The 17,383-nt window shown below is 68.4% G+C and carries 16 protein-coding genes; 9 read left to right on the forward strand and 7 right to left on the reverse strand.

Annotated elements, in window-relative coordinates:
* The first annotated feature begins 485 nt into the window (after nt 1-485).
* Both AMD30_RS00200 and AMD30_RS00205 read left to right on the forward strand, forming a co-directional pair.
* Nucleotides 486-989: a MarR family winged helix-turn-helix transcriptional regulator gene (locus AMD30_RS00200; RefSeq protein ID WP_055474358.1), complete on the forward strand. Its 504-nt coding sequence runs from the start codon at nt 486-488 to the stop codon at nt 987-989.
* A 100-nt stretch (nt 990-1,089) separates the two neighbouring features.
* Complete coding sequence (locus AMD30_RS00205) at nt 1,090-2,010, forward strand: type IV toxin-antitoxin system AbiEi family antitoxin domain-containing protein (protein ID WP_055474359.1); 921 nt, start codon at nt 1,090-1,092, stop codon at nt 2,008-2,010.
* 16 nt (nt 2,011-2,026) lie between these two features.
* Here AMD30_RS00205 and mmsB read toward each other — a convergent pair whose 3' ends face one another.
* Genes mmsB through AMD30_RS00220 form a run of 3 tightly spaced genes read right to left on the reverse strand, consistent with a single transcriptional unit; the run spans nt 2,027 to nt 5,707 of the window.
* The gene (gene mmsB / locus AMD30_RS00210; RefSeq protein ID WP_010840585.1) at nt 2,027-2,896 is read right to left on the reverse strand and encodes a 3-hydroxyisobutyrate dehydrogenase; all 870 of its coding nucleotides are present in this window, start codon (nt 2,894-2,896) and stop codon (nt 2,027-2,029) included.
* Between the two features lie 39 nt (nt 2,897-2,935).
* Nucleotides 2,936-4,111: an acyl-CoA dehydrogenase family protein gene (locus tag AMD30_RS00215; protein WP_010840586.1), complete on the reverse strand. Its 1,176-nt coding sequence runs from the start codon at nt 4,109-4,111 to the stop codon at nt 2,936-2,938.
* A 6-nt stretch (nt 4,112-4,117) separates the two neighbouring features.
* Nucleotides 4,118-5,707, reverse strand: coding sequence for a CoA-acylating methylmalonate-semialdehyde dehydrogenase (locus tag AMD30_RS00220; protein WP_014927954.1), 1,590 nt, complete (start codon nt 5,705-5,707; stop codon nt 4,118-4,120).
* Between the two features lie 101 nt (nt 5,708-5,808).
* On the opposite strand from AMD30_RS00220, the gene AMD30_RS00225 reads away from it, so the two are divergent.
* Nucleotides 5,809-6,249, forward strand: a complete 441-nt coding sequence (locus AMD30_RS00225; protein ID WP_010840588.1) for a flavodoxin domain-containing protein — start codon at nt 5,809-5,811, stop codon at nt 6,247-6,249.
* 28 nt (nt 6,250-6,277) lie between these two features.
* Here the strand turns inward: AMD30_RS00225 and AMD30_RS00230 are convergent, their stop codons facing one another.
* Nucleotides 6,278-7,219, reverse strand: a complete 942-nt coding sequence (locus tag AMD30_RS00230; RefSeq protein WP_055474530.1) for a DMT family transporter — start codon at nt 7,217-7,219, stop codon at nt 6,278-6,280.
* A gap of 115 nt (nt 7,220-7,334) precedes the next feature.
* On the opposite strand from AMD30_RS00230, the gene AMD30_RS00235 reads away from it, so the two are divergent.
* Genes AMD30_RS00235 through AMD30_RS00250 form a run of 4 tightly spaced genes read left to right on the forward strand, consistent with a single transcriptional unit; the run spans nt 7,335 to nt 11,049 of the window.
* Nucleotides 7,335-7,625, forward strand: a complete 291-nt coding sequence (locus AMD30_RS00235; RefSeq protein ID WP_055474360.1) for a hypothetical protein — start codon at nt 7,335-7,337, stop codon at nt 7,623-7,625.
* Entirely contained in the window at nt 7,622-8,116 is a 495-nt protein-coding gene (locus AMD30_RS00240; RefSeq protein ID WP_055474361.1) for a SixA phosphatase family protein, read from the forward strand. Before AMD30_RS00235 ends, AMD30_RS00240 begins: the two co-directional genes overlap by 4 nt.
* A gap of 21 nt (nt 8,117-8,137) precedes the next feature.
* Nucleotides 8,138-8,962 (forward strand): ammonia-dependent NAD(+) synthetase, encoded by an 825-nt coding sequence (gene nadE / locus AMD30_RS00245; RefSeq protein ID WP_055474362.1) that lies wholly within the window; start codon nt 8,138-8,140, stop codon nt 8,960-8,962.
* A gap of 50 nt (nt 8,963-9,012) precedes the next feature.
* Nucleotides 9,013-11,049 (forward strand): NAD(+) synthase, encoded by a 2,037-nt coding sequence (locus AMD30_RS00250; RefSeq protein WP_055474363.1) that lies wholly within the window; start codon nt 9,013-9,015, stop codon nt 11,047-11,049.
* A 17-nt stretch (nt 11,050-11,066) separates the two neighbouring features.
* Here AMD30_RS00250 and AMD30_RS00255 read toward each other — a convergent pair whose 3' ends face one another.
* The 3 genes from AMD30_RS00255 to AMD30_RS00265 form a co-directional block, all read right to left on the reverse strand.
* Nucleotides 11,067-12,467 (reverse strand): WS/DGAT/MGAT family O-acyltransferase, encoded by a 1,401-nt coding sequence (locus AMD30_RS00255; RefSeq protein ID WP_010840594.1) that lies wholly within the window; start codon nt 12,465-12,467, stop codon nt 11,067-11,069.
* Between the two features lie 131 nt (nt 12,468-12,598).
* Nucleotides 12,599-13,432, reverse strand: a complete 834-nt coding sequence (locus AMD30_RS00260) for a hypothetical protein (RefSeq protein WP_055474364.1) — start codon at nt 13,430-13,432, stop codon at nt 12,599-12,601.
* A complete protein-coding gene (locus AMD30_RS00265; RefSeq protein ID WP_010840596.1) occupies nt 13,432-15,351 on the reverse strand; it encodes a serine/threonine-protein kinase in 1,920 nt (639 codons plus the stop codon). Before AMD30_RS00265 ends, AMD30_RS00260 begins: the two co-directional genes overlap by 1 nt.
* Nucleotides 15,352-15,456: 105 nt before the next feature.
* Here AMD30_RS00265 and AMD30_RS00270 point away from each other — a divergent pair, with 105 nt between their 5' ends.
* Together AMD30_RS00270 and AMD30_RS00275 are read left to right on the forward strand one after the other, a co-directional pair.
* Nucleotides 15,457-16,014: a nuclear transport factor 2 family protein gene (locus tag AMD30_RS00270; RefSeq protein WP_055474365.1), complete on the forward strand. Its 558-nt coding sequence runs from the start codon at nt 15,457-15,459 to the stop codon at nt 16,012-16,014.
* A 365-nt stretch (nt 16,015-16,379) separates the two neighbouring features.
* Nucleotides 16,380-17,372: an acyl-ACP desaturase gene (locus AMD30_RS00275; RefSeq protein WP_010840598.1), complete on the forward strand. Its 993-nt coding sequence runs from the start codon at nt 16,380-16,382 to the stop codon at nt 17,370-17,372.
* Nucleotides 17,373-17,383: the final 11 nt, after the last annotated feature.

The following is a 17,383-nucleotide window of genomic DNA, read 5'->3' on the forward strand; positions in this document are numbered from 1 at the left end:
GAGCCCTCACCCCATTGGCCCCATTGAACGCATTGGTCACGAATCGCCCAGAAAGGTCATGCGTACAGTTAGGTTCTATTGCTAACGAAGAATTTCCCCGCGCTAAACGCCGGAATATCGTCGAATAACCCGGTCACACTTTGATTTACTCACTCCGGTGAATCACTCGAATTCGCAGCGTCATTCACTGATACGACACAGTCCACATCCGGCCGACTTCGAACCAGACGACCGGCGGCGCCGGCCGTCCCCGGCCCGACCGGGCACCCGTGCCCACCACGATGCGACGACGGTGTCGTGGCACGACGGGCACCAGTGGTGTGTCTCTGGACCAGGTGGTCGGTATCCGGTGGAGCGATCGGTGATCTGGCAAGGCAGAGGAGAGGGATGGCGGAGCCATCTCGACCGACGACAACGCAGCCAGGCGCGGATCGAACACCGGAGACCAGTCGCCTGGCCCTGAGACACACCACTAGGGTGTCGGTATGGCAGGGCGCAGCATGGATTTCGACCCCATCGCCGAGGCACGGGAGAACTGGACCCAGGCGGGGTGGGGCGAGGTCGCCGACGGCATGGTGGCGGTCACCTCGGTGATGCGTGCGCACCAGATCCTGCTCGCCCGCGTCGAGGCAGCGCTCCGGCCGTACGACCTCAGCTTCTCCCGCTTCGAACTCCTCCGGCTGCTGGCGTTCTCGCGGCAGGGCTCCCTGCCCATCACCAAGGCGAGCGACCGGCTCCAGGTCCATGTCACCAGCGTGACCCACGCGATCCGTCGGCTCGAAGAGGGCGGACTCGTCCGCCGCGTCCCGCATCCCACCGACGGACGCACGACACTCGTCGAGATCACCGAGCTCGGACAGAAGACGGTGAGCGACGCGACGGAGACCCTCAACAGCGAGGTCTTCGGCGACGTCGGCATGTCCGACGACGAGATGACCGGGCTCGTCGGCGCGATCCAGTCACTGCGGAAGCACAACGGGGACTTCTGATCGGTATGACTTTGTAGTCGGTTTCCGGACCCGATGTCATACAGGTCTCTCGCGCCGCCGCCGACGGGAACCGCATTACCGTCGGCGGCGTCGAAGCATCATGGACATCACCGAATTGACAGTTCGCCGCGACGGCATCTTCTCAGCCCGAGAAGCTCGTGAGTGCGGCGCGGACTCGTCGACGATCCGCCGCAGAGTGGCAGCCGGGGAGTGGACCGCGGTGGCCCGCGGTGTGTATCTGGTGACCGGGCATGCCCGAGCGGCGTGTGCCCAGGCCCGGATCGCGGTGCTGTCGGTGCATGCCGATGCGGTTCTGGGCGGTACAGCGGCCGCCTGGTGGCTCGGACTCCACGACACCGAGCCCAGAAAGCACGTCGTCTACACGGGAACCCGGGGTAAGGCACGACGATCGTCGGCAACCGCGGTGGTTCGGTACCGGCACCTGCACGACGAGGACATCGCGGTACACCGAGGACTTCGGACCACCGCGCCTGCCATGACCGTCCTCGACGCATCGTTGGAGTTGGGGATCAGCGTCATCGACTCCGCCCTGTTGACGAAGCGGGTGACCGTCGACGCGCTCCTGGTTGCCCACGCCCGCTATCCCCGACGCCATGGCGCTCCGCGCGTTGCGTCGTATCTGCGGCTGCTCGGGGAGGGGGCTCGTTCGGAAGCTGAGCGGATGACGGTCCGATTGTTCACCGCGGGCGGGCTCACCGGATGGGTGGCGAACATGCCTGCCCACGGCTACGTCATCGATTTCGCGTTTCCAGACGTGACAGTCGCCATCGAGATCGACGGTTTCGCGTTCCACCGGGACACGCGAACCTTCCAGCGGGACCGGGTGAAGAGAAATCTCCTGACCGCGAAAGGGTGGACGGTCCTCAACTTCACCTGGGCTGACCTCGTCGACCGCCCGACAGAGGTCGCTGCGAACGTCCGAGCTGCGCTCGATCGAGCAGCCGGTTGTACCCGTATGACGTTGCGTCCGGAATACGGACACAACGTCATACGGATCTGAGGGGAGCGTCGAACGACTAGTGCAGCGAGGTGATGATCGCGCTGAAGTCGAGGTCGGCGTGCTGTTCGGCGAAGTTGCGGTAGAGCTGTGCGGCGTGGGTGCCCAGCGGTGCACGGGCCCCGGTGCTGGCGACGGCGTCCATCGCCAGGCCGAGGTCCTTGTTCATCAGGGCGGTCGCGAAGCCCGGCTTGAAGTCGTTGTTCGCGGGCGAGGTCGGGACCGGCCCCGGGACCGGGCAGTTGGTCTGCACGGCCCAGCAGTTGCCGGTGGCGCCGGTGATCACGTCGTAGAGCGCCTGGTCGTCGAGCCCGAGCTTCTGGGCGAGGACGAAGGCCTCCCCCACCGCGATCTGCTGGACGGCGAGGACCATGTTGTTGCACACCTTGGCGGCCTGGCCGGCGCCGGCGGCGCCGCAGTGGATGATCTTGCCCGCCATCGGATCCAGGGTTCCGCGGGCGGCGGCGAAGGCCTCGTCCTCACCGCCGACCATGAACGCGAGCGTGCCGGCGACGGCTCCCTTGACCCCACCCGACACCGGTGCGTCGACCTGTGCGAAGCCGTGCTCGGAGGCGAGCCGGTGGATCTCTCGCGCATCGTCGACGGAGATCGTCGACGAGTCGATGAACAGCGCACCGGTCGGGGTGGCCGGGAGGATGTCGTCGTACAGCTTCTTCACGATGCCGCCGTTGGGCAGCATCGTGATCACGACCTCGGCGGCGGACACGGCCTCGATCGCGGCCGGGAAGGTCTCGATGCCGTTGTCCTGGGCGGTCTTCACCGCCTCGGGAACCGGATCGAACCCGCGAACGGTGTGGCCGGCTTTCACCAGGTTGGCGGCCATCGGGCCACCCATGTTGCCGAGGCCGAGGAAAGCGATCGTCGTCATTGTCTCTGCTTCCTACGAAAGTGGTTGTGTGGAGCGGATTCAGCTGTCCCGGTAGCGGGTCGCGATCGAGCGGCCGAGCACGACCCGCATGATCTCGTTGGTCCCCTCCAGGATGCGGTGCACACGGAGGTCGCGGACGATTTTCTCGATTCCGTACTCGGTGAGATATCCGTATCCGCCGTGCAGCTGCAACGCCTGGTCGGCGACCTCGTAGCACGTGTCGGTGACGAAACGCTTGGCCATCGCGCACTGCTCGACCTTGTCGGGCGCGTCGTCGTCCAACGCCGACGCCGCCTGCCACAACATCAGCCGCGACGCCTGCAGGGAGGTCGCCATGTCGGCGAGGGTGAACCGGATGGTCGGCTCGTCGATGAGCGCGTGCCCGAAGGCACGGCGACTGGCGACATAGGCGGCCGCCTTGTCGAACGCGGCCTGCGCGCCACCGAGCGACGACGCCGCGATGTTGATGCGGCCGCCGTTCAGTCCGTTCATCGCGATACCGAAGCCGAGGCCCTCGGTGCCGCCGAGCAGGCTCGTCGCCGGCACCCGCACCTCGTCGAGGATGACCTGCGCCGTGGGCTGCGCATGCCAGCCCATCTTGTGCTCCTGGGCTCCGAAACTCAGTCCGGGCGAGCCCTTTTCGACCAGGAACGTGGAGATGCCCTTGGGACCGGCATCGCCAGTGCGGGCCATGATGACGTACAGGTCCGACGACCCGGCGCCGGAGATGAACTGCTTCACCCCGGTGAGCACGTACTCGTCACCGGACCGCTCGGCGCGGGTCGCGAGCGCGGCCGCGTCCGAGCCGGCGCCCGGCTCGGTCAGGCAGTAACTCGCGACCGTCTCCATGGTCGCCAGGCGCGGCACCCAGGTCGAACGCTGCTCCTCGGTGCCGTACTTGTCGACCATCCACGTGCACATGTTGTGGATGGACAGGAACGACGCGACGGCCGGATCGGCGTACGCCAGTTGCTCGAAGATGCGCACCCCGTCGAGACGACGCAGGCCACTGCCGCCGGCGTCCTCCGAACAGTAGATGGCGCCCATCCCGAGCTCGGACGCCTCGCGCAGTTCGTCGACCGGGAAGTGGTTGGCGGCGTCCCACTCCAGCGCGAACGGCGCCAGCTTCTTCGCCGCGAAACCCGCCGCGGTCTCGACGATGACACGGTCGTCACCGTCGAGCCGGGCGAATGCGGCGTCGGCAAAGGTGGTCAACGCCGATCAGTCCATCGTCGGGATGACGAACTCGGCGCCGTCCTTGATGCCGGACGGCCAGCGCGTCGTCACCGTCTTGGTCTTGGTGTAGAACTGGATCGACGCCGGGCCGTGCTGGTTGAGATCGCCGAAGCCCGAGCGCTTCCAACCGCCGAAGGTGTAGTACGCCACCGGAACCGGGATCGGCACGTTCACGCCGACCATGCCGACGTCGACACGGGCCGTGAAGTCGCGGGCGGCGTCGCCGTCCTGGGTGAAGATCGCGACACCGTTGCCGTACTGGTGGTCCGACGCCAGCGCGAGGGCCTCCTCGTAGTCCCCGGCGCGCACGATCGACAGGACCGGTCCGAAGATCTCCTCGGTGTAGATGGTCATGTCCTTGGTGACGTGGTCGAACAGCGTCGGGCCGATGAAGAAGCCCTTCGAGATGTCCTCGTCGCCGAAGGTCTGCTCGTTGCTGGTGCGGTCGCGACCGTCGATGACGACCTCGGCACCCTCCTCGGCTCCCTTGTCGATGAATCCGCGGACTCGCTCGAGGGCGGCGGCGGTGACCAGCGGCCCGTAATCGGCCTTGGGGTCCAGGCTGTGGCCGACGCGCAGCGCGTTCACCCTGTCGATCAGCTTGGCGCGCAGCCGGTCCGCGGTCTGCTCGCCGACCGGGACGGCGACGCTGATCGCCATGCAGCGCTCGCCGGCGCTGCCGTAGCCCGCGCCGATCAGCGCGTCGACGACCTGGTCGAGGTTGGCGTCGGGCATGATGATCGCGTGGTTCTTGGCGCCACCGAAGCACTGTGAGCGCTTCCCGTGGGCGGCCGCGGTCGAGTAGATGTACTGCGCGATGTCGGAGCTGCCGACGAAGCCGAGAGCCTTGACGTCGGGGTGGGTCAGCAGCGCGTCGACGGCTTCCTTGTCGCCGTGCACGACCTGGAAGACACCGTCGGGAAGTCCTGCCTCGGTGAACAATTCGGCGAGCCGGACCGGGACGGAGGGATCCCGCTCACTGGGCTTGAGGATGAAGGCGTTGCCGCATGCCAGCGCGGGGCCGGCCTTCCACAGCGGGATCATCGCCGGGAAGTTGAACGGGGTGATGCCGGCGACGACGCCGAGCGGCTGGCGCATGGAGTGCACGTCGATACCGCCTCCGGCACCGGCGGTGAACTCGCCCTTGATCAGGTGTGGGATGCCGATCGCGAACTCGATGACCTCGACACCGCGCTGGATGTCGCCGAGTGCGTCGGCGTGGGTCTTGCCGTGCTCGAGCGACAGCGTGGTCGCGAGCTCGTCGGCGTTCTTGTTGATCAGGTCGACGAACCGCATCATGACGCGGGCGCGGCGCTGCGGGTTCCAGGCGGCCCACTCTTTCTGGGCGGCCGATGCGGTCGCGATCGCGGCGGAGACCTCGTCGGTGGACGCGAGCGGGACCTGGGCGGCCACGGAGCCGGTGCTCGGGTTGAAGACGTCGGCGAAACGTCCGCCCTCGGCGGAAACGCGCTTGCCGTTCAGGTAGTGCGGGATCGAGGGGACAGCAGGAGCGGACACGGAGATCACCTTTGACTTCGTTGGGGGTATGGCCGGTGTCACCACATAGTAGGACATCCAAGTATTTCTTCCAACCCCCTGTCACCAGCGATTTCGCGACGGCGAGCCGGTTAGGCTACCCTCGCTTTGCGAAAACGCCGACGTCGAGAGGAGTTCACATGTCGGTCGTCATCCTCTACGGAACCGAAACCGGTAACGGCGAGCTCGTCGCGGACGCCATCGCCGACACGCTGGCCGCCGACCACGACCCCTCGATCTACGACATGAGCGAGTTCGCGGTCGAGGACCTCGACCCCGAGGACTTCCTCGTCATCGTGTGCTCGACCTATGGCGAAGGCGAACTGCCGACGGGCGCCGAGCCCTTCGCCGACGAACTCGAGAGCGTCGACCCCGACCTCACCGGCCTGCGGTTCGCGGTGTTCGGTCTGGGCGACTCGATCTACGACACGTTCAACCGCGGCGGCGAGATCGTCGCCGAGATGCTCACCAAGCGTGGCGCGGTCCAGGTGGGCGAGCACGCCCGCCACGACAACTCGTCGCCGATCAAGCCGGCGAAGCAGGCCGCCGAGTGGGCCGAGGGGATCTCGCAGGAGATCTGAGAACGCCTGACGTCGATGCGGCCGGTGGTCAGGCCACCGGCCGCCGCGTCGCCGCTTCCGACTCCCCCGCCGCGGACTCTTCCGCAGCCGCATCCTCGGCGGCGGCATCCTCGGCGGCATCTTCTGCGGCGGATTCCTCCGCAGCCACGGCCTGCTCCCACCCGCGCACGGCCGACAGCTTCGCGAGTTCGCACACCGCGCGGACCATGATCGCGAGCACGATCCCGAGGAACAGCGCCGTCGGCACCGACACCTTCAGGTTCTCGCCGAGCAGCAGCACGCCGAGGACCATCGCGACGGCCGGCTCGGCCACCGTCATCGACGGGAACGACGTCTGCAGGTCGCCGGCGCCGAAACCCATCTGCTGCGCGATGACCGCACACACCACCACCAGCACGAAGAGATAGATCTCCGGGTGCACGAAGGTACGCCAGAAATGGTGTGTGACCTGGTAGATCACCGTCTTCACCAGTAGCGCCGACACGCCGAACAGGATGCCGGCCAGCAGCCCGTAGAACAACGCCTTGTAGTGCGGACTCGAGCGGTGCGCGAGGATCACCAACGCGACGACGACACCGATCACCGCCCCCACCGTGCTCCAGAGCAGCAGTGCGTCGGGCCGCCTCATCGAGGGTTCGGGACGCGCCACGATGAGGAAGGTGACCACGCAGGCCACCAGCACCCCGCCCCATGCCCATTCGACGCGGGCCGGGTGCCGATGATCGGCCCACGCCTCCAGCGGCAGCGCGAACAGCACCGCCAGCACGACGAGCGGCTGCACCAGCAGGATCGAGCCGAGCCCCAGCGCCGATGCCTGCAAACCGAAGCCGCACAGCGCGATCGCGGCACCCGCCCACCAGCCCGGGGTGATGGCCCCGCTCACCCGGGAGGCGCGCTGACGCAACACGGTGCCGGCCGCGATCATCAGCGCGGCGAACACCGCGAAGAGCGCGGGTACCCAGGTGTGCACGATCCCCAGGGTAACGGCGGCTCCTCGCGCACGCGGTCGCGGCCGGAGCCGCCCGAGGTGATGTTCGCGGTGTCGGAACACCCACCACCTGCCCGGACAACGTAGATTCGAACCCATGCGTTATCGGTCAGATCTGGAACGGCTGGCCACCCTCGACGCCGCCGCGATCGAGGTGGCCTGCACCGACTGCGACTCGGTGGGCGAGTTCATCGCCTGCGCCGTCGACGAATATCTGGAGTTCGATGTCGCCGCCGAGGAGGCCGAGGCCCGCGGCGACGACGAGCACGCGGCTTTCCTCCGCCAGGAGGCCTCGGCATGGCGTGCCACCGTACGAGTGCTGCGGATGATGGATGCGGAGTCCGGACAGCGCCACCGGAGCCGCGACCGGCGACACGGCGCCGCATGAGCCGGGCCCGCACGCTGATCCTCATGCGCCACGGCAAGTCGGGCTACCCGCCCGGGACGCCCGACCACGGCCGCCCGCTGGCCGAACGGGGCGACCGGCAGGCCGCGCTCGCCGGGCGATGGATGGCCGATGAGGGCCTGCGAGTCGACGCGGTGCTCTGCTCGTCGGCGACGCGGACGCGGCAGACCCTGGTCCGGACCGGCATCGACGCGCCGGTGACCTTCGTCGACGACATCTACGGCGGCGCGCCGGAGGAGATCCTCGAGTCCATCCGCCTCCACGCGCCGGCAGACGCCCAGACGATCCTCGTCGTCGGACACGCGCCCGGGATGCCCGAGACCGCGCTGACGCTCGATCCGGACGGGTTCATCGAACGGTTCCCCACCTCGGCGTACGCGGTTGTCGCCGTCACCCACCCGTGGGACCGCATCGGCATGGCCCCCGACCCCGGGGCCCGCCTCGTCGGCGTGCGGATCCCGCGCGAGGACTGACCGATGACGCACACTGGGACCATGCGTGAGATCCAACGAACCATCATCGACGCCCTCGGGGTGAAGCCCTCCATCGATCCCGACGAGGAGGTGGAGCGCCGCGTCCGGTTCCTCGCCGACTACCTCGGAGCGACCGGCGCCAAAGGCTATGTCCTGGGCATCTCCGGCGGGGTGGACTCCACCCTGGCCGGACGCCTGGCACAGTTGGCCGCCGACCGCGTCCGGGCCGACGGCGGCGAGGCCGTGTTCGTCGGCGTCCGGCTCCCCTATCGGGTGCAGCACGACGAGGACGACGCGGCCGCGGCTCTCGAGTTCGTGGCCGCCGACGAGATCGTGACCGTCAACGTGGCCCCCGGCGTCGACGCCCTCAACGCCGAGATCGAACGCGCCACCGGCACCGGTCTGTCCGACTTCACCAAGGGCAACGCGAAGGCCCGGCACCGGATGGTCGCGCAGTACGCCCTGGCCGGCGACCGGGGACTGCTGGTGATCGGCTCCGACCACGCGTCGGAGAACGTCACCGGCTTCTTCACCAAACACGGCGACGGCGCCGCCGACGTGCTGCCGCTCTCGGGGCTCGACAAGCGGCAGGGTCGTGCACTGCTGCGTCACCTCGGGGCGCCGCAGCAGCTGTGGGAGAAGGTCCCGACCGCCGACCTGCTCGACGAGAAGGCCGGTCAGACCGACGAGGACGAGCTCGGCCTGCGCTACGACGACATCGACGACTACCTCGAGGGTCGCGAGATCCCCGCCGAGGCCGCGGAGAAGATCGAGGCCGCCTGGCACCGCAACCGGCACAAGCGCACGACCCCCGTGGAGGTCGACGACACCTGGTGGCGCTCTTGACGATGCGCTCGGCGGAGGCATCGGGGCGCGCCCGCGATTAGGGTGTCGGAGTGTCTGTCTACGCAAACGGATTCGCCCGGGTCGCCGGAGCCGTGCCCGTCCTGACGATCGCCGAGCCCGCGGTCAACGCCGCGCGCACCATCGAGCTCGCGACGCGGGCCGCCGACGACGGAGCCTGCCTGGTCGTCTTCCCCGAACTCGGGCTGTGCGGTTACAGCGTCGACGATCTCTTCCATCAGGACGCCTTGCTCGACGGCTGTCGCGCCGCGCTCGATGAGGTCGTCGCCGCCAGCGCCGGACTGAAGCCGGTCCTCTGCGTCGGTCTGCCGGTGCAGGTCGGCGACGGCCTGTACAACTGTGCCGCGGTCATCCACGACGGTGCCGTGCTGGGAGTGGTCCCGAAGTCCTACCTGCCGAACTACCGGGAGTTCTACGAGCAGCGCTTCTTCGCCGCGGCACGCGACGCGATCCCTTCGACCGTGTCGATCGGCGGCAACGAGGTGCCGTTCGGCGCCGACCTCGTGTTCGAGGCGCGCGACCTCCCGGGCTTCGCACTGTTCGTCGAGATCTGCGAGGACGGCTGGGTGGCGATCCCCCCGAGCACGTGGGCGGCTCTCGGCGGCGCCACGGTGCTGGCCAATCTGTCGGGCAGTCCGGTCACCATCGGCAAAGAGAGCTACCGCACCAATCTCTGCACCGGACATTCCGCGCGGACCATCTCGGCCCACGTGTACGTCGCCGCAGGGTTCGGCGAATCGACCACCGATCTGGCCTGGGACGGCGACGCCCTCATCACCGAGAACGGCTCGCTCCTGGCCCGCAGCGAACAGTTCGCGACGACCGACCAGATCATCTCCGCCGACATCGACCTCGACCGGCTGCGGCAGGAACGTATGCGCATGATCAGTCTGCGCGACCAGGTCGGCGACCACGCCGATCGTCTGAAGTCGTTGCGCCGCATCGGCTTCAGCTTCGGGAACCTGTCCGACGACGACGACGTCGTCCGGCGGGTGGTCCCCCGGTTTCCGTACGTACCGGCGGATTCCGCCGACCGCGACGAACGCTGCGCGGAGGTCCGCTCCATCCAGGTGCAAGGGCTTGCCCAGCGACTGCGCTCCACGGGTCTGGAGAAGATCGTCATCGGCGTCTCGGGCGGTCTGGACTCGACGCTCGCGCTCCTCGTCGCCGTCGACACCTTCGATCGACTCGGGCTGCCGCGCACCAACATCCTCGGTTACACGATGCCCGGCTTCGCAACCGGCGGCCCGACCCTCCGGCGGGCCCACGCGCTGATGAACTCCCTCGGTGTGAGCGGCACGGAGATCGACATCCGGCCGTCGTGCGAACAGATGCTCGCCGACCTCGACCATCCGTACGCGCGCGGCGAGAAGGTCTACGACGTCACCTTCGAGAACGTGCAGGCCGGTGAACGGACCTCGCACCTGTTCCGCCTCGCGAACTCCAACGGTGCCATCGTGCTCGGGACCGGCGACCTGTCCGAGCTCGCGCTCGGGTGGTGCACCTACGGCGTCGGCGACCAGATGTCGCACTACAACGTCAACGGCTCGGTGCCGAAAACGCTCATCCAGCACCTGATCCGATGGATGATCACCAGCGGTCACCACTCCGCGGAGACCACCGAGACCCTGGTGGAGATCCTCGACGACGTCATCTCCCCCGAACTCGTGCCCGCCGGCGACGACGGCCGGATCCAGAGCACCGAGGACACCGTCGGCCCCTACGAACTGCACGACTTCTTCCTCTACCACCTGACGCGGTTCGGCTATCGCCCGACGAAGATCGCCTACCTCGCCCGGCAGGCGTGGGGTGACCGCACCCGCGGACCGTGGTCGGATCTGCTGACCGAGGACAAACGCAACCAGTACGACGAGGCGACCATCGAGCACTGGCTCGGAGTGTTCTTGAAGCGCTTCATGGGCAACCAGTTCAAGCGCTCGGCGATGCCCAACGGGCCGAAGATCGGCTCGGGCGGGTCCCTGTCCCCGCGCGGCGACTGGCGTTCACCGTCGGATGCGTCGGCGCGGGTCTGGCTCGACCAGCTGGCCGGCGGTGCGCCCGGGAGCTAGGCCGGGCGCACCGCCGGTCAGTCGCAGGCGGCGAGCAGTTGCTTGAGCTCGTCGTCGAACGCGTCGGCGATGGCCGAGGGGTCCGGGGTCTGGTCGGTGCACCCCACGATGCCGATGTTGAGGTTGCCGTCGGCGGAGAAGACCGTGATGTTCAGTCCGAGTCCGTGCATGATCGGGCCGAGCGGGTACACGCCGGTCACGCGCGCGCCGAGGAAGTACAGCGGGAAGTCCGGTCCCGCGACGTTGGACACCAGGACGTTGAAGATCGGCGGGTGGGCCGACGCCCAGTTGCGGTCACCGTAGATCTTCATCACGGTGGACAGCGTTGTGCCGGGGGCGAACTGGGCCCAGGACCGCAGGATGTTCGCATCGATCTCCGCGTGATGCGCCTTCGAGGTGCGACTCAGTTCGGCCTGCTTTCGCAGCCGGGCAACAGGATCGGACTCGTCGGAGGAGAGCAGCGTGAACATGCCGGTGACCTTGTTGGTGCCGCTCACGACGAGGTCCTTCTCGTCGGCTCCGTGCACGGACACCGGCACCATCCCGACGAGCGGCCGGTCGGGAAGCTCATCGTGGCCGAGGAGGTAGGTACGGAGAGCACCGCCGACCATCGCGAGCACGACGTCGTTGAGCTTGACGTCGAAGTGGTCCTTCACGCGCTTCACGTCGTCGAGCGACAACTGCGTCACCGCGATGCTCCGATGCGGCGTGATCGGCGCGTTGAAGCGCGTACGCGGGGCCCGGAACGGTGCGGGCATCGCCGAATCCTGTTGCGCGCGACGGAGCCACCCGATGGGCACGCCGACCGTCCGGGGCAGGAGTTTGACCATGGCAAGCGGCCGTTGCACGAAGAAGTTGACGGCGCCGCCCGCCGCCATCGCGGCCCGCGACGACGGCCCCGCCGACTCGCCGACCTTGTCGGCGTCGAGCTCGGGGGGTTCCGGTGTGAGCGTGCACATCTGGGCCAGCATGTCGGCGCCGGTGACACCGTCGGTCCCGGCATGGTGCATCCGCAGCATCGCGCACACCCGGCCGTTGGCGAGCCCCTCGATGACCCACAGCTCCCACAGCGGCTTCCCGCGGTCGAGGGTCTGACCGGCCAGATGACCGCACAATTCGGCGACCTCTGCGGCGCCGCCGGGCGCCGGCACACCCACACGGTGCACGTGGCGCTCGATGTCGAAGTCCTCGTCCTCGATCCACACCGGGTGGTCGATGTTGAGCAGCGAATTGTCGAGCTTGCGCCGGAACGTCGGGATGGCGGCGACGCGGCGTTCCATCTCGGCCCGGAGCTTGTCGAACCGATACTCGTCCGGCATGGTGCTCGGATCGATCTCGAAGAGGCCGATGACGTGCATCAGTTGCGCACGGGTCTCGAGGTAGAGAAACGATGCGTCCAGTCCACTCAAGCGCTGCATGAGTTCAGCCTCTCCTCGGCGTCGGGCACCCACCCCGCAGGCACCCCACGCCATCATGCCGCACCCGGTGTCCCTCGCGGAGCCGGTTCCGCCGACCGCCACCACCACATCGGGACAGATCGCCGGGGCCGTCAGAGTGGCAGTGAGTCCACCATGTCGAGAATGTCCTGACCGTCGGTCTCGAGCACGACGATCATCGCCAGTTCGCGTGACGGGTCGTCGGTGATCTTGAAGACGCCGCGACCGTTCTCGTCGATCAACCCCGTCCCGTGCCGCCACCGCACCGGTCGCGAGGTCGACGACGAACGCGAGTACTCCGCGTTCAGCGCATCCCTCGAGGCGAACCAGAACACCCCGAAGGGCCGGTCGACCGAACCCGCCGCACACCGGACGACGAAGACGGTGCGCACCTGACCCGCGCCGGTCTCCGAGGGGCCGACCTCGTCCCGGCCCCCGGAGTATCGGCGGACGCACTCGGTGTTCATCCACTGCGCGGCGGTGTCGGGCGCCTGCGGGAGCAGCTCGGGGAACTGCGCCACGAGCGGAGCGAATTCTCCCCAGCTCGCTCCCGTCCGAACCCGCTGCACCGGGCCGGCCTCGGAGTACACGCCCCCGCGCATCGCGACCACCCGGTAAGCATGTTCCCCGGCACTCACGGTCGCATCCTCGGCGGTGGTCTCCGGACCCTGGTGGACGACGTAGCCGTCGCCGCGGAGGAGCTGATAGGCGGACGCCCCGGGGACCGGATCCCAGGTCGCGATCACCCGTCCGGGCCGCGCCTGCAGGGTCAGCCCGCCGGGCGCGTCCGGCGCGTCCGGCGCCGTCACCGAACGGACCACCGCGAATCCGCCGACCGCCACCAGCGCCGAGATCAGCACGATCAGTCCGATCAGCCAGGGCGCGGGGCCGGTCCGCCGCGGTCGGGCCGGGACGGTCGGCGGGGTCGGCGAAGTCGGTGAGGTCATCAGATCGGCAACCTCTTCAGGACATCCCCGGCGGCCGCCGCGGGCTTGCCCGGGACGACCACCCACACCACCGACCGCGCATGGTCGCCGTCGTCGAACGTGAGGATCGCCTGACCCTGCTCGCGTTGCTTGTCCGACAGGTACAGCGTGCCGGTGTGTCCCTGCGCCGTCGTGTAGTCGACGCCGCGGAGGTCGTAGGCGGTCACCTTCGCCGACGCGACGGCCTCCTCCGGGGTGTCGTAGGCGTCGACGATCACCTGATACGCGGCCACCTCCGGACCGGACGGTCCAGCACTGCCGGCTCCGGTCGTGGTGTCGGCGTCCCTGGTGCACGAGACGGTGCGCTTGCTCGACGAGAAGGCGAGGTCGCCGTCCTCACCCCAGCAGCGCATCGCGTCGAAACCGTTGGTGCTCAACGGTGTCGCCGGGATCAGGTCGTGGTACAGGTCGGCGATCGGTTGCAGATGCCCCCACGTCATGAACACGTCAACCTGCTCGGAGTTCCGCGAGAAGTCCGACATCCGGCCGTCGTCGTGCGCGGCGACCTGATAGGTGTAGCTGCCGGGCACCGGCCGGGGCGCGGTGAACTCGGTGGCCGGCCCGGAGTAGATCACGGTGTCGTTCTGGGTGACCACGTAGCCGGTGGCGCCGGCCACGTGGTTCCAGCTCAGTTCGACGGCGGCGGTGGTGACCTCCGCATCCGGTGGGTCCGGGGTGTCGAGCGCGGTGGCCGACATACGCACGAGACCGATTCCGGCGCCCAGGATTCCGGCGACGAGCATCGCCACGATCCCGATCACGATCAGGCTTCGTGGCCGACGGACCGGATTCGGTTGCGTCGCATCGTCGTCGGACGGCCACGCCGGCGGGGGTTCCGGCGCGACCCCGGACGGCGGCGCGTGCAGCGCCCCGCCCGGGCCGGGGTCGGAGATCGCCGGGCGAACACCCACATCGACGCCGGTTCCGGCGTACCCCGACCCGGCCGGGGGGTCGTCATCCGGACCCCGGGTCGCGGAGGCCTCCGGCGGATGGGGCTGCACCACAGGGCCGATGAGCGTCGCACGGGAGTCGAAGACGTCGGCCAGCGCGGCCGCGAACTCCCCGGCCGTCGGGTGACGGCGACCCGGCTCCTTGGCGATCGCCCGGGCGAGCACCCGGTCGACGGCCGCGGGCAGCGCCCGGTTGCGCGCGCTGGCGGACGGAGGTTCGTGGTGCATGTGCGCGGTCATCAGCCCGTGCAGTGACGGCGAGTCGAAAGGCGGTGCACCGGTCAGCAATTCATAGGCGGTGGCGGCCAGGGAGTAGATGTCGCTCCGGCCGTCGACGCGCAGCCCCTCGATCTGCTCCGGCGAGGCGTAACGCATGGTGCCGATCGTGATGCCGGTACCGGTCAGGTGGGTGACCTCGTCGAGGACCTGCGCGATGCCGAAGTCGGTGAGCTTGATGGCCTCTGGGCCGCCGACGCCGCCGTCGTCTCCTGCCTCGCCCGGCGTGATCAGGATGTTGGCCGGTTTGATGTCACGGTGCATGACCCCGCGGCGGTGCGCCGCATCCAGACCCGCCGCCGCTCCGGCGATGATCGTGCACGCGAGCCCGGGGTCGAGGGGGGACTCCCGGGCGAGCATGCGAGCGGCGTCGGTACCCGGCACGTATTCCATCGCGATCCACAGCAGACCCTCGAACACGCCACGGTCGTAGACGGCGACGATGTTGGGATGATGCAGGGGCGCCACGATGTCGGCCTCGCGTTCGAAACGCGCGCGGAAGACCGGATCGGTGGCGTGTACCGACCGGAGAACCTTGAGGGCGTCGGCGCGCGGCAACCGAGGGTGGGCGACCTGGTAGACCTCACCCATACCGCCGCGTCCGAGCACGCCGAGGACGCGGTACCCCGCTATCAGGTCCCCTACCTGGTACATGACGTCCTCACCGATCCGTGTGCGGTGTTTGTGCTGGGCACGAATGGTACCGAGTGTCGCGAAACGCGGTGGACGACGCCGCCTCGGACTCTACGATCGGCGACGATGGACACCACCGAGACACCGACTCCACCGATCACCGCAGCCACGCCGGCCCAGTTCACGGCAGCCGAACTCGACGAGGCGTTCGCGCAGTTCCAGCGCACGGTCGCCGAGATCGCCGTCAGCCGGGACTGGGATCGCTACGCCGAGCTGTTCACCGACGACGCCGACTACATCGAACACGCGCTCGGCACCATGCGCGGCCGCGAGGAGATCCGGGCCTGGATCTGGCGCACCATGACCTCCTTTCCCGGCAGCCACATGACCGGTTTCCCGTCGCTGTGGCATGTGGTCGACGCCCCGACCGGCCGGGTCATCTGCGAAGTCGACAACCCGATGCGCGATCCCGGTGACTCGACCCACATCACAGCCACCAACATCACCATCCTCACCTATGCCGGTGAGGGGCGCTGGAGCTGTGAGGAAGACGTGTACAACCCGATGGAGTTCGGGCGGGCGGCGATGCGCTGGTGTGAGAAAGCGCGCGAACTGGGCACCATCGACGAATCCGCGGCGGCCTGGATGGAGACCACCGGCGCGATGTTCGCCTCGCGGCGCTGACCCCCGCCGAGCTGGCCGGATCCGGCTTCACCGGTCCGGGCTCCGGAGGTGACGGATGACACCCCGGCGGTCGGTAACGGTTCACCGGTGCTGCGACGACACCCTCACGACGGACTTGGGACACCGGTGAGCGTGCCGTACGCTAGGACTTTGACCATCGGCGTCGGGGGCCGTGGCACCATCCCATCCGGCTCACCCACGGTCCGGCGGGGACCGCACACCCCCGCCGGGGCGGCGAGTACCACCGACGACGTCGGGAACCACGACTGTGGCAGCCGGCCGCGCACGCGGACCGACCCACGACGACATACAGACGACGACACACGCACGATGACATACGCGGACACCGTTCGGAGGACATCTATATGGCACGCGAGCTGACGCAACTCGAGCTTCTCAAGGAGCTGGCCCCGGTTGCCGAGGACAACGTCAACCGTCACCTCAAGATCGCCAAGGACTGGAACCCCCACGATTACGTGCCGTGGGACGAGGGCCGCAACTTCGCCGCCCTCGGTGGCGTCGACTACGACCCCGAGCAGTCGCAGCTCGACGAGGTCGCCAAGGCCGCGATGATCACGAACCTCCTCACCGAGGACAACCTGCCGTCGTACCACCGCGTCATCGCCGACAACTTCTCCATCGACTCCGCGTGGGGACACTGGGTCGGTCGCTGGACCGCCGAGGAGAACCGCCACGGCATCGTCATGCGCGACTACCTCGTGGTCACCCGCGGTGTCGATCCCGTCGCCCTCGAAGAGGCGCGGATGATCCACATGACCAACGGTTACGACCCGATGCTGGCCGCCGCCGGGCGCGTGGACGAGCTCGAAGAGCACGCCGACGAACTGGGCATCCTGCACTCCGTGGCCTACGTGACCTTCCAGGAACTCGCGACCCGCGTCAGCCACCGCAACACCGGCAAGGCCTGCAACGACCCGATCGCCGACAAGATGCTCCAGCGCATCGCGGCCGACGAGAACCTGCACATGATCTTCTATCGCAACATCTGCGGTGCGGGCTTCGACATCTCCCCCGACCAGACGCTGCGTGCGGTCACCGACATCGTGACCAACTTCCAGATGCCCGGCGCCGGTATGCCCAACTTCCGTCGCCACGGCGTGCTCATGGCCAAGCACGGCATCTACGACCTGCGCCAGCACCTCGAAGAGGTCGTCATGCCGGTCCTGCGCAAGTGGAACGTCTTCGAGCGCGACGACTTCACCAGCGAGGGCGAGAAGACCCGCGAGGAGCTCGCCGCCTTCCTCGAGCAGCTCGAGAAGGACACCATCCGCTTCGAGGAGATGCGCGACCGTTCGCTCGCCCGCGAGGCCAAGAAGCGGGAGCAGCAGGCATCCTGAGCACCACCCTC

This window comes from Gordonia sp. HS-NH1, assembly GCF_001418765.1.
Classification (GTDB): Bacteria; Actinomycetota; Actinomycetes; order Mycobacteriales; family Mycobacteriaceae; genus Gordonia.

Coding starts and splice junctions, on each gene's coding strand:
- AMD30_RS00275 (WP_010840598.1), top strand. CDS start 16,380: ATGGCACGCGAGCTGACGCAACTCGAGCTTCTCAAGGAGCTGGCCCCG.
- AMD30_RS00255 (WP_010840594.1), bottom strand. CDS start 12,467: ATGCAGCGCTTGAGTGGACTGGACGCATCGTTTCTCTACCTCGAGACC.
- AMD30_RS00235 (WP_055474360.1), top strand. CDS start 7,335: ATGCGTTATCGGTCAGATCTGGAACGGCTGGCCACCCTCGACGCCGCC.
- nadE (WP_055474362.1), top strand. CDS start 8,138: ATGCGTGAGATCCAACGAACCATCATCGACGCCCTCGGGGTGAAGCCC.
- AMD30_RS00265 (WP_010840596.1), bottom strand. CDS start 15,351: ATGTACCAGGTAGGGGACCTGATAGCGGGGTACCGCGTCCTCGGCGTG.
- AMD30_RS00260 (WP_055474364.1), bottom strand. CDS start 13,432: ATGACCTCACCGACTTCGCCGACCCCGCCGACCGTCCCGGCCCGACCG.
- AMD30_RS00220 (WP_014927954.1), bottom strand. CDS start 5,707: ATGTCCTACTATGTGGTGACACCGGCCATACCCCCAACGAAGTCAAAG.
- mmsB (WP_010840585.1), bottom strand. CDS start 2,896: ATGACGACGATCGCTTTCCTCGGCCTCGGCAACATGGGTGGCCCGATG.
- AMD30_RS00240 (WP_055474361.1), top strand. CDS start 7,622: ATGAGCCGGGCCCGCACGCTGATCCTCATGCGCCACGGCAAGTCGGGC.
- AMD30_RS00270 (WP_055474365.1), top strand. CDS start 15,457: ATGGACACCACCGAGACACCGACTCCACCGATCACCGCAGCCACGCCG.
- AMD30_RS00225 (WP_010840588.1), top strand. CDS start 5,809: ATGTCGGTCGTCATCCTCTACGGAACCGAAACCGGTAACGGCGAGCTC.
- AMD30_RS00200 (WP_055474358.1), top strand. CDS start 486: ATGGCAGGGCGCAGCATGGATTTCGACCCCATCGCCGAGGCACGGGAG.
- AMD30_RS00205 (WP_055474359.1), top strand. CDS start 1,090: ATGGACATCACCGAATTGACAGTTCGCCGCGACGGCATCTTCTCAGCC.